This is a genomic window from Moorena sp., from assembly GCF_982860115.1.
This window is the reverse complement of the sequence record NZ_CEYLVT010000232.1, coordinates 1-11,768: the sequence shown is the minus strand read 5'-3', so window position 1 is coordinate 11,768 and position 11,768 is coordinate 1. Positions and strand designations below refer to the sequence as shown.

The following is an 11,768-nucleotide window of genomic DNA, read 5'->3' as shown; positions in this document are numbered from 1 at the left end:
AATAGGCAATAGGCAATAGGCAATAGGCAATAGGCAATAGGCAATAGGCAATAGTAGTAAAGAGGTGAAATATCTTTTTATATTATACTAAATTAGCGTAAGCTTAAGCGCTACGCGCACCACTGACCACTGACCACTGATCGCTAAAGGCTTACCTTAGGGTTTAAAAATACCCACTGAAATATCAACACTAACTGGGTCTTCATTATCCACTAAGCCATCGCCATTTTCATCCCAAACAGAAGTGGCAAAAAAACCTTAGGTGCGCTTTCCGTTGGCGAATTAAATTCGCCACGGGTCGCACCTCAACGAATATCGATTACCTGCTCAGAAACTATCAAAAATAGAGACCCCTGTTTAGTCGCGCATTTAAATTCTGCTTTCTGGACTAGCTCTGGAGCGTTTGTGCGTAATTGAGGTAATACTTTCTGGCACTGTTGATCAGAATTAGAGCAAACTAATGGCTTCACAAACGTAGAATCATTGGCTACTAAGGGCAAAACCCCCAACCATGTACCAGTGCGACTGCCATTTCCTAGTGGTTTATCCCAACAAAAAAAACTGACTCGCTGGGGTTGTCCTGGATTCTCAAAAACCTTTAAACTTAAATGTTTGCTATCACTACACTCTCTTTCCCATTCAGCTATTTGTTCAGGAAAACTATCGTCAAGGTCAGCTAAAACTTCCTGACATTGACGTTCACCACAATCCCCTGCTACCTTCCGAGGCTGGGTTTTATCTGCTGGAGTTTCACTAGCACAACCAAGCATAAGCAGAACAACTATAATACTAGGAATTGCTAATCGTTTCACTCTCATTTCACAATTGCAAATCTTTATTATAGCGTTTCCTATAAATTTTATTCCCTGTTCCCTTTGCTATTGCAATTTCACTTTAAATGTGCCATTCTCAATCTACAGAGCAAATCATTCAACGCATCCTTAGCTGATGGTGCTTCTGGTAACCAACTAGACTCAGAAGCTTCCTCTAATTGACTCTGTAGACGACTATATTCTCCCTCATGAAAATTAAAATTTGTATCTTCCAATACAGACTTTTCTGCTCCTGCTAGCTTTCGAGCGATTAAATCTGGAATATAAGGTAACTGGAACACCTCATTCAGCTTAACCAAGTTAGCCTCTATTTCCCCAGTTTTCATTAAATGGATACCAGTCAACAGCACCCGATAGACATAAAGCAAGGGTTTGACCCGACATGGACTCATTTTTTGAAACAGTTTCCATTGGGTTCGGGAAAATCCTAGATAGTGATGGGCATGGTAGCGAGTAATGCATTGTTTTGCGATCGCTTTTAATTCCTCATGCTCCGGTGTAGTGTGAATAACTAGGGGTGAGTACAGCTGCTCTAAGACATAACCATTCTTTTTCAGCAGCATCTCAAAGAACTTTTTGATATCGTGAGTGACTAGATCCAGTTCTATGGAATCCCGAATTTCCGAAACTTCAATCGTTTCCGGTCCCGGCTCTAGTCCTATAACTTTCTGTACTGGCAGAATGTGACTACCACGCAAATCATAATCAGAATCTGGTGAAGGGAAACCATACAAATGCGCTCCACTGAGGGTAGCAAATAACAGTGGATGGGGTTGAGTAGAAATTACAGTTAGTAGTTTTTGGTTTAAATTCATATATAACTAAACCCTACTTTGACGTGCTTTAATCAAAAACTCATTAGCTGCTTCATAATCAGGACGTTCTGGCAAATTGGTGTTAGCAAAAGCAGCATCAAACTCTTGATGTAAACTCAATCGCCAAGCCGTAACCTCCTCCCATGGCATTTCATCCCGACGGATGGCTAGGAGTTGTTGCCGATACTCCTCAACTTTAACTGGTACAAACCCCTCTTTCAAGACTGTGATACCTGAGAGCAATAAACGGATTAAGTGCATAGCATGTTTTAATCGAACTGCTCCTTTAGTCCGAAAATCTTGCTCCATTTTCTTAAATTGGGACATCACATACCCATTATAGGTTTGGTAAACCAACCTAGACAGAAAAATATCTCGAATAGCTAGCAATTCCTCTGCTAGAGGAGTGGCTGTTTCCACTAGTGGTGTGTAGAGACATTCCAACACATTTGGATTAGCCTTCAGTGCCAAAATGATAAACTTTTGAAGCTCCCAGTAGCACTCCTGAGTCTCGTGGTTTTCTAACTGTTCCGGAATCCCATACAGTGACCAGTGAAGCACAGCTGGTGGCAGGTAAATACCCCGTCTGTCTATATCAGAGTTTTCATCATCCAGACCAAATGCTCTCGACCCTACTACACAGCGGTAGATAACATGATCATATAAATTTAACTCTGTGAGTAAGTCTTCCGAGAGCTGTAAGCCTTCTTTTTGGAAGTGTTTACGAATACTAAATTCATGGCGACGTAGGGTAACTTCCCTATCATTAGGCAAACGCACCCGATACGCATGGGAATCATCTGTTGGTGCTTTTACTATTACAGCGACTGCGCCTTGTACACATAATGTTTCACCAGCAGAATTTTTAGCAGCCACACGAGTTACAACTTGGGTACCGACTGGCAAGATTAGGTGAGGATTCATTTATTATAAGTTTTTTGTATAAACCCTATTACAACAAGTTTAATCTAATGAACTACCCCGCCCTGGACGAGGACGGGGTATCAGCAGACCCGTCTGATGAGCGTGATTTTTGACGCTTCATCTTTCCCAGTTGCCTCATCGATCCAGTGTGCTTACTGGCCTTTGAGGTAGAGCTAGAAAATCCACGTTTGTCGAGGTCAGTTCCGTACCCCGGCTGTTTTCCATTAGCTGCATTGAACATCACCATTGTGCTTGTCTTGTCTCTATCAAGTTCAAACCCGCAAGCATCACAGGTGTGGTATCTATTCGATAGTTCAGCCCATTCTTTGTGAACTTTTCCACATTTTGGACAGCGCTGAGATGGTTTTAGCTGTCTACTTGGTAACTGAAGGACAATTCCGCCTTTGAGTTCAATTTTGTAGGTCAGCATTTTATTGAGAGTACCGAATCCTACATCTAGAATGGCTTTGTTCAATCCAGCTTTTTGCTTCTTTCTTTTTGACCCTTTTTTTGCTTTTCGGGTCATCCCTTTCGTGTTGAGCTTTTCAGTTACGCCGATGTCATAACGACTAGATAGATCTGACGTAACCTTGTGTTGCCAGTCTTTGCGCGCCAAGCCAACTTTCCTTTTTAACTGGGATTCCTTTTTGTTGGCTTTTTTCCAACGCTTAGACGCCTTTATGCCTTTTTTGAAATTAGGAGCTTGCTTTCTACGTTTTTCTTTCCCGGCTGCCTTCACTTTAGGCTCTAGAGTTTTAGTAAAACGCTGGTTAGCTATCTCCTCGAACTCGCTGCCATTGAAGGCTGTGATTGCTGTCTCAGTCCCCAGGTCATAGGCTACGATCTTCTCGTACGTCAAATCAGATTCTGAACCATATTTAGTTAATGGGGTTTCTGCTTTGACAGTTATTGAAGCATACCAAGCGTTTACACTAGGCTTGTAAGTAATTGTTAAGGTTGTTGGTGTTCCCCAAAACTTTGCCTGCCCACGCATCTTTATAGTGAGACCGAGGTCGTTCAGTGTCAAAGTCCCATGCTTCCCGTCAGTATTCACTTTCCAGCCAGCTTTACTAGGGTAAGTCCATCCGGAGTAGTTCCGAATTGGCTTATATTTTGGGATTCCACCTAATCCTTGAAAGAACCGATTATAAGCTAGGTCTACTCTCTTTAGAGTAGCTTGCAAAGACGTACTATATAACTCCTTATATTCCGGCCAGCATTTTTTGAAATCAGGCAAACAGTTTTGCTGATCAAAATATCCTATAGACTTTTTGTTGACTTTCCACTCATAACGGCGTTCACCTATCCCGGCGTTGTAAAGCAACTGGTGCAGTTTTCTCGCATAAAACATTTTTGATGTAGCTGTTTTATTGGGATATAGACGAAATGTCTGTCTGAGATTCGCCATAAATGGAATCACCTCCTTGAATTTTGTATTCTTGGCTTGCTATACTATTAGTCTAGTTGATGGTAAATACAAATTTCAACCACAAAAAGGAAAAAACCTCAGAAAAGAATGAGGGGCGCGCCCGCTCATTATGACGAGCTAAAAAGACAACACGGAATCTGGCTAACAGATACGACTTGGAAGTGGTTGCAGTTAGCAGCTAAAGACTCCGGGGTAAGCGTTGGAGAATACATAGAGAGCTGGGTCAGAAAACAGATCTCTGGTATTTGAGAGGGCTATCCATCCCCCACCTGGACGTTCGCGTAGCGTGGCCAAAGGCCAGGTGGGGGAATTTCGCCCCCTCAAACTCCCCCTACTTTGTTAAACCAGTATAGCATTTATAAGTAAAACCTAAAATTAATAACTATGCTACAAGCAATGCAGTAATTTATCCAATAAATCTGGTTTTTTAACAGGATTATTTTTTTTTGTTTTTTGCCAATTATCTTTGGCTTTTGCAAGCAAGTAATAATAACTACTTGGAGACTTGAAAACTACATTATATTTCTCAATTAAATAAAATTTAAGTTCATATAAGTCCCAATCAGATTGTTTTTGTATCCAATCAATTACTTGTTCTTTTTCTTTTTTATTTAAATAGCCTTTTCCCCCTTTGTAAGATAATTTTAATCCTTCTACTCCCGCTGTACTAAATCGTTTTTTCCATTTACTAATGAAGCTCTTTGATACATTTAAAGCTTCGGATATTGATTGATAGTCCCAGCCGTCTATGGCAAATTTTACAGCCAGCGCTCTTTTTAATTCTCTTGCATCTGGATTCTTCTTAATCCATTCATTTAACTCTCTGTTTTCTTTGTTTGACATAATTTTTTTCTGATTATTATGGTAAATTTTATTATTTTTATAGTTAACTTAAATTTATTGTTTATGTTATTAGTAATATCTTTGATGCTGGTTATGAAATAAAATCAATGTTTACCACTCACTATGTCATCCCTAAAACCATCAAAAAATTAATACATCATGATATATGTGGTGATACCACATCAGTATTTTTGTTTAGCGTAAATATTTTTTAAGTGCTTCTTAACCGTATTGATGCTGATAAATAGCTGCTGGGCAATTTCTCTGTAAGTCAAGTTGGCTTTTTTAAGTGACCAGATTTCTTCTTCCCGAGGCGTTAACCCATATTTGAGCGCATCAGTGCTAGCAGAATTTTGAGAAGATTGATGTTGATCTTCTAGGGTTACTAAGAGGTAAGGTTCTGGGGATAATTCTAACGTTAACCATCTAACCCTAACCCGAAGCTTAACTGACTTATCTACTTTAATTTCAGCTTCGAGAATTAGCTTGCGGTCGCCAAACCACTCACGACTATCAATTAATGATTCGCAAACTCGCCAAATTGGGTCAGGGATAGAATTTATCTGTGACCTACCTTGAGTGATTTGAGAACACATTCGACGTCCACACTCATTGGCATGAAACCAATCTTGGTTAGTAGTTAGAATCAGCACCCCATCCACAAACCCCTCAAGGATTGCTTGGATCAGTAATGGGGGTTCTGATCTTGTTCGTGCCATGACTACTTAAACCTGAATTACACATTATCCAGAATTCCGAATTTGTCCAGTCTTTGCTAGATACAGTTTTGGCTCAGCTGCAGATCACAACAGATGAGCCAAAAGTGGCACTTGACAATTGGTAAAATAAAGTATAATATTCCTGAGCTCTTAGCTGGCTCTAGTTTGAATTATTAACACATCAAGTAGCAAAGAATTGTGAACAGGATTGTGAAGAGGTTTCCTGAGGTGCGACCCGTGGCGAATTTAATTCTTAATGGGTCAAGGGCACCTAAGTGTTCGGCGATCTTGTTACTGACGCAAGGGAGTGTGTCTACTGACAAAGGCTCCCAAAGGTTCTCGCGTGTTGCGAGGATGTTTGAGAAGTAGCACATGTTTGGCATGAGCCATAATAATCCCAAATCTCAGGGACTTTGAGCCACTTAACCCCCTTGCTTTGGGGGGTTAGGGGGGTATGTACGAGTAGGATCCAACACCTTTAAAATAGCCTCTTAGACCTGGAATATGCCTAAGGGCGTTTACCAGAGTTTAGCTGCGATTTCCTTGAGTTTAGGTATTGGTTGGATTCTAATATATTATGCATTTTTATTTGAGATGTAAACAGCAGACCCGTCGAAACCGGGAACTTCGGATCACAGAACAGGGAACAGTAGGAAAGAGCTCCAAAGCGTTTTTGATGTGATCAGACATCAGCAAGATTCTTGATGACCTATTTGTAAATCCTATAGCTGAGGTGAGATTTTGCCATCTTTACAAGCGTCTCGACAGGGAAGACTAACAATTAAACAGTATCGAAACCGAAAGGGATGGACAATAGAGGATCACAGATGGCTGGTCGAGGCGAGTAAGATCTTAAATCCAGATATCGACTGGGCATCCTCGGAGTATGGGTTGCAAGAAATCTATGCTCCTGGTGTCTCCCTAGCTACTTGGAAACGCTTCTTGCAAGGAAAGCCGATTAATGCCCAAGTTTTCCAGATATTTTGCCAAGTTTTAGGACTTAACTGGGAATATGTGATTGAGAATAACCTCCCTAAGTCCTCAATCCAGAAGACAACCACTAAAATCCCCTCAAATCGAGTAGATTGGTCAGCAGCGCCGGATGTGCCAGTTTTCTTTGGACGTACCGAAGAATTAGCTACCCTAGTGCAATGGATTCTCCAGGATCGTTGCCGAGTGGTGGCAATTTTAGGAATGGGTGGAATTGGCAAAACTGGACTCTCCTTGAAGCTAGGTAAGGGTGGAATTGGCACTGATCAGTCCCTGAAGCTAGCCAATGGCATTCAGGATGAGTTTGAGTATGTGATTTGGCGATCGCTACTTAATGCTCCTCCCATTACCAAAATTCTCGAAGAGCTGATCAAATTTCTCTCCAACCAGGTAGAAACCGATTTCCCAGACACCATCGATGCTCAACTATCACGACTACTTCACTATTTGCGTGAGCATCGCTGTTTGCTAATCCTCGATAATGCGGAGTCAATTCTACAAGGTGGTGACAAGCCTGGGCAATATCGAGAGGGATATGAGCAGTATGAGCAACTGTTCCGACAAATTGGAGAAGTCTCCCATCAAAGCTGCTTGTTGATCACCAGCCGAGAGAAGCCCCACGCCATTGCCAGACTTGAAGGCAAAACACGACCGGTTCGTTGTCTGGAATTAAGCGGTTTTGAAGTTTCAGATGGCAAGAAAATCTTTAATTCCATTGCCTCGTTCTCTGGTTCAGATCAGCAATGGCAAAAACTGATTGAGTTTTACAACGGTAATCCTTTATCCCTAGAAATTGTTGCCAAGCATATTGATGAAGTCTTTTTGGGTAATATTGGTGACTTTTTAACAGAAGGAAAACCAGTCTTCGATGACTTTCGTGAAGTGTTAACGTGGCACTTTGAGCACTTGTCAGACTACGAAAAGGACATTCTGTACTGGTTGGCAATTAATCGCGAAGCAGTTTCCCTTGCCCAACTCCGAGAGGATATCCTCTCACCAGTGGCTAAACAGCAGTTACCAGTAACACTGCAATCCCTGCAAAGACGTTTACCTTTGGAAAAAAGTTCAGCAGGCTTTACCCTGCAACCTGTCCTGATCGAGTACATTACTGAGACAATCATTGACAAGGTTAGTCAGGAAATACTCACAGATAAAATAGCTCTGTTTAATTCTCATTGTTTGCTGAAAGCTTTGGCAAAACAGTACGTTCGGGAAGCTCAATCCCGTCTGATACTCAAACCATTAATCGACCGGCTAATCGCTAGTTTTACTAGTCAATGTCGTCTGGAAGAAACCCTAAATTGTAGTCTTTCAAAGATAAGAGAAAACTTGGTGCAAAGGGTAGGCTATGCACCCGGTAATATCCTTAATCTGCTCTGCCAACTGAAAACTGATTTAAGGGGTTATGATTTTTCTAATCTCACTATTTGGCAAGCTTACCTTCAGGGGGTAGAGTTGCTAGATGTAAACTTCGCTAATGCTACCATCGCTAAATCAGTTTTTACTCAACCTTTTGGTAGTATTTTGTCAGTAGCATTTAGCCCCGATAGCCAGCTTTTGGCTGCAGGTGATAGCATGGGCAAGATTCATCTGTGGCAAATTGCTGATAGTCAATACCGCTTAACTTTGAAGGGACACACCAGTTGGGTATGGTCTTTGGCCTTTACTAGGCTAGATGATGGTAACAGTGAAGATACTCAGATTTTGGCTAGTAGCTCTGAAGATCAAACCGTCAGGCTCTGGGATATTGCTACCAGTCAATGCCTCCACACCTTGCGAGGACATAGGAGTAGAATATGGTCAGTTGCTTTGAGTGGAGATGGCACAATTGTTGCTAGTGGCAGTGGCGATAAGACCGTCAGAATCTGGGATGTTAGTACCGGTGAATGCTTGAACACCTTGCCAGAGCACTCCCAGACCGTAAGAGCCGTAGCTTGTAGTCGCGATGGTGCCATTCTCGCTAGTGGCAGTGAAGATAAAACTATCAAACTCTGGAACTCTGATACAGGTGAATGCCTCACCACCTTGCAAGGACACTCTCATCAGGTCAGGTCAGTGGCTTTCAGCCCCGATGGAACTACTATTGCCAGTAGTAGTGATGACAAAACTGTAAGGCTATGGAATCTTAGTACCGGTGAATGCGTTAAGATTCTGCGGGGACATACAAAAAGCATACGGTCAATTGGCTTTAGTAAAGATGGAACCACTCTCGCCAGTAGTAGTGATGACAAAACCGTAAGGCTATGGAATCTTAGCACCGGTGAATGCATCAATAAGTTGTACGGACATACCAATGGCGTTTGGTCTATTGCTTTTAGTCCAGATGGCGTAACCTTAGCAAGTGGTAGTGATGACCAAACTGTAAGGCTATGGAATATTAACACCGGTCAATGCCTCAACACGTTTCGAGGATATACCAATGGTGTATGGTCTATTGCTTTCAGTCCAGATGGGACAACCCTCGCCAGTGGCAGTGAAGACCAAACCGTAAGACTTTGGGATGTTCGTACCGGTCAATGTCTCGATACCTTACGAGGACATACCAATTTGATATTTTCTGTTGCCTTCAGTCGAGATGGTGCAATATTAGTCAGTGGCTCTAAAGACCAAACCCTCAGACTCTGGGATATTAGCACTGGTGAATGTCTCAACACCTTCCACGGACCCAAGTGGGTACTTTCAGTCGCCTTTAGTCCCAATGGAGAAATCTTAGCCAGTGGTCATAATGATGATGGGGTGAGACTCTGGGATATTAGCACCGGTGAGTGTTTCAACACCTTACTAGGACACACGAGTTTGGTCTGGTCAGTGGCTTTCAGTCCAGATGGGACAACCCTCGCCAGTGGCAGTGAAGACCAAACCGTTAAACTCTGGGATATTAGCACCGGTGACTGTTTGAGTACTTTGCACGGACACCGGAATATCATCAAGTCCGTTGTGTTTAGTGGAAATGGCAGAATTCTCGCTAGTGGCTGTGAAGACCACACTGTTAGGCTCTGGGATGTTGGCACTGGTGAATGTCTCAACACGTTGCGCGGACACACCCATCGCTTACGCTCAGTGGCGTTCAGCCCTAATGGTAAACTGATCGCCAGTGGTAGTTATGATAAAACCTGTAAGCTCTGGGATGTTGAGACAGGGGAATGTTTAAAAACTCTCCATGGCCATACTAATGTGGTATGGTCTGTTGCGTTCAGTCGAGATGGTTTAATGGTGGCTAGTAGCAGCAACGATGGCACAATTAGGTTTTGGGATATCGAGAAGGGTGAATGTATCAAAACCCTGAGAGTGCCTAGACCCTATGAGGGGATGAATATAGCTGGTGTTACTGGTTTAACAAAAGCAACGATGACGTCCCTGAAAGCGTTGGGAGCAGTTGATTAGATTTCGTGGCAGTTGTCGGTAGTCGGGAGCGGTGCGACGGGTCGCACCTGTGGAATGGGCATCTTGCGTGGAACTGGCATCTTGCGTAGAACTGGCATCTTGCGTAGAACTGGCATCTTGCCAGTTTCATGCTTATTGCCGGGCGGGCAGGATGCCCAAGATGGCCGGGCGGGCAGGATGCCCACTCTACGGATCTCGGAACAGATGTAGGGTGGGCAGTGCATCCGTTAGATTCACTTGCTGACCAAAGCCCATTGGTGAGCACTGCCCACCAATGGATTAAACAATGGTGCAAGAGTTCAGTTCACCCCAACCTAATACCTGATAAGATTTTTTTCAAGCACAAAGCAATTACTCCAAAGATCACGATTAGCACAACTGGTACTATCACACTATTGATCAAAGGGTTGTCACAGCTCTTCTCCATGGGTGGAATCAGCTTGGATACAGCCTGACACTGCTTCCCTTCAAAATCCACTAAAGCTGTAACCGCTGTTCCAGCACCAACTACCGTTACTAGAGTCTGGAAGTTGCGATCGCGTTCTGCTTTTTCCAGCTCAATTTGACTACGAATGGCATTGAGCCTCGTCTCTAGCAACCTTAAGGCAACCTCCATTATATCATAGTCTTTAGTAACCTGCAATAGGTAATTTTCCTTTACTTCTTTACTAAAGGTTTCTAAAAACTCTAGATTATTATCGGCACCGAATTTTTGGCATTTTTGGTTGATGATTTCTAAACGGGTTTGATAATTGAATAAATTAATCTCGATAATTTGGTTTTGAAAATTTAGTTTAGGCAAATCCAGGGTATAGTTCCCTAAATACTTTTGAATGTCATCGAGTTTGGCTGCGAGGGTTTCGTCTCTAAAGCCAGAAGCGTTTTGGTCAGCGATAATTTTCTGATTGGCTTCAACCTGCTTATAGAAATTTACCAAGGACTTTTTGATTAAGCGACTTTGGCTGTAAGCCCATAAAATTTTGTTTCTATAACTAAACAGACCCATCCAATCCGTATACAACTCCGCTGCCTTTTCCATACTTGCTTGGTCAGGAAATATCATAATGATCACATGGCTGTTGCTCTGACTATGGGGTTGATATCGCCACAGCTCAAAAACTTGACCACCAAATAAGCTACCTTTTCCCTGTAAATCTTGTGACCAATTCGCCCCTTTATCGAAAACCTGATCACCAGATTTGGCAATGTTTTTTTCCTGTTTGGTCGAACTTTCCGGTGTTGATTCTCCCTGTAAATCTTGTGACCAATTCGCCGCTGTCTGGAAAACCTGATAACAGGATTGAGCAATGTATTCGTAGCTTTTGCTCGACGTTTTAGCTAACCATCCAGAAAGCATCCAAGTTTGCCCTAGGGTCGCTGTTTCACCTTGTAATCTCCATTCAATTTCGGCTCTGAGTCGGGCAAAACACTCAGGGGTTTGGGGGTCGGTTTGATTGTTAATGGAACAATCAATTTGCAAGCCATAGGTATCATTTAAGCGAACAGGGTAGTAGTAACCTTCTAGGGTATTGTTTGCTGTCGTAAAGTCATAATACTTTTGCTTAGGGAGGAGTTCTAAATATTTAGTTTCTAGATCAGGGTCAGAGAATTGACTATCTGCTGGGAGTTTAGCTCGGAACTTAGCTTGCTTTTCTTCGTTCTCAGCTTCAGTGAGGTTGAGAGCATCTCGTAAGTCATATAAAAATAAATCGAGAGTTGGATAGATTAGATCGCTCACTATAGCACTCTGTTAAATTGGGTGAGGTACAAATTATTATTTTAGGTTTTAGGTTTTAGGTTTTAGGTTTTAGGTTTTAGGTTTTAGGTTTTA

The 11,768-nt window shown here is 42.3% G+C and carries 8 protein-coding genes; 1 reads left to right on the top strand and 7 read right to left on the bottom strand.

Annotated features, from left to right (window positions below; genetic code table 11):
- Window positions 1-305: 305 nt before the first annotated feature.
- From AC4II3_RS27115 to AC4II3_RS27090, 6 genes are all read right to left on the bottom strand, one after another.
- Entirely contained in the window at window positions 306-818 is a 513-nt protein-coding gene (locus tag AC4II3_RS27115; RefSeq protein WP_488013761.1) for a hypothetical protein, read from the bottom strand.
- 71 nt (window positions 819-889) lie between these two features.
- Window positions 890-1,648 carry a nucleotidyltransferase domain-containing protein gene (locus tag AC4II3_RS27110; protein ID WP_488013763.1) on the bottom strand — a complete coding sequence of 253 codons (759 nt, stop codon included), beginning with the start codon at window positions 1,646-1,648 and terminating at the stop codon, window positions 890-892.
- 6 nt (window positions 1,649-1,654) lie between these two features.
- Window positions 1,655-2,572 (bottom strand): nucleotidyltransferase domain-containing protein, encoded by a 918-nt coding sequence (locus tag AC4II3_RS27105; RefSeq protein WP_488013765.1) that lies wholly within the window; start codon window positions 2,570-2,572, stop codon window positions 1,655-1,657.
- Window positions 2,573-2,624: 52 nt separating this feature from the next.
- The gene (locus AC4II3_RS27100) at window positions 2,625-3,980 is read right to left on the bottom strand and encodes an RNA-guided endonuclease InsQ/TnpB family protein (RefSeq protein WP_488013767.1); all 1,356 of its coding nucleotides are present in this window, start codon (window positions 3,978-3,980) and stop codon (window positions 2,625-2,627) included.
- Between the two features lie 408 nt (window positions 3,981-4,388).
- Window positions 4,389-4,844: a helix-turn-helix domain-containing protein gene (locus AC4II3_RS27095; RefSeq protein ID WP_488013769.1), complete on the bottom strand. Its 456-nt coding sequence runs from the start codon at window positions 4,842-4,844 to the stop codon at window positions 4,389-4,391.
- A gap of 182 nt (window positions 4,845-5,026) precedes the next feature.
- Window positions 5,027-5,563 carry a helix-turn-helix transcriptional regulator gene (locus AC4II3_RS27090; protein WP_488013771.1) on the bottom strand — a complete coding sequence of 179 codons (537 nt, stop codon included), beginning with the start codon at window positions 5,561-5,563 and terminating at the stop codon, window positions 5,027-5,029.
- Between the two features lie 741 nt (window positions 5,564-6,304).
- On the opposite strand from AC4II3_RS27090, the gene AC4II3_RS27085 reads away from it, so the two are divergent.
- Window positions 6,305-9,937 (top strand): NB-ARC domain-containing protein, encoded by a 3,633-nt coding sequence (locus AC4II3_RS27085; RefSeq protein WP_488013773.1) that lies wholly within the window; start codon window positions 6,305-6,307, stop codon window positions 9,935-9,937.
- A gap of 304 nt (window positions 9,938-10,241) precedes the next feature.
- Here AC4II3_RS27085 and AC4II3_RS27080 read toward each other — a convergent pair whose 3' ends face one another.
- Entirely contained in the window at window positions 10,242-11,675 is a 1,434-nt protein-coding gene (locus AC4II3_RS27080; protein WP_488013775.1) for a hypothetical protein, read from the bottom strand.
- Window positions 11,676-11,768: the final 93 nt, after the last annotated feature.

Bases quoted from the DNA above. Each gene is read 5' to 3' on its own strand.
- AC4II3_RS27110 (WP_488013763.1), bottom strand. From the start codon at position 1,648: ATGAATTTAAACCAAAAACTACTAACTGTAATTTCTACTCAACCCCAT.
- AC4II3_RS27095 (WP_488013769.1), bottom strand. From the start codon at position 4,844: ATGTCAAACAAAGAAAACAGAGAGTTAAATGAATGGATTAAGAAGAAT.
- AC4II3_RS27100 (WP_488013767.1), bottom strand. From the start codon at position 3,980: ATGGCGAATCTCAGACAGACATTTCGTCTATATCCCAATAAAACAGCT.
- AC4II3_RS27105 (WP_488013765.1), bottom strand. From the start codon at position 2,572: ATGAATCCTCACCTAATCTTGCCAGTCGGTACCCAAGTTGTAACTCGT.
- AC4II3_RS27115 (WP_488013761.1), bottom strand. From the start codon at position 818: ATGAGAGTGAAACGATTAGCAATTCCTAGTATTATAGTTGTTCTGCTT.
- AC4II3_RS27090 (WP_488013771.1), bottom strand. From the start codon at position 5,563: ATGGCACGAACAAGATCAGAACCCCCATTACTGATCCAAGCAATCCTT.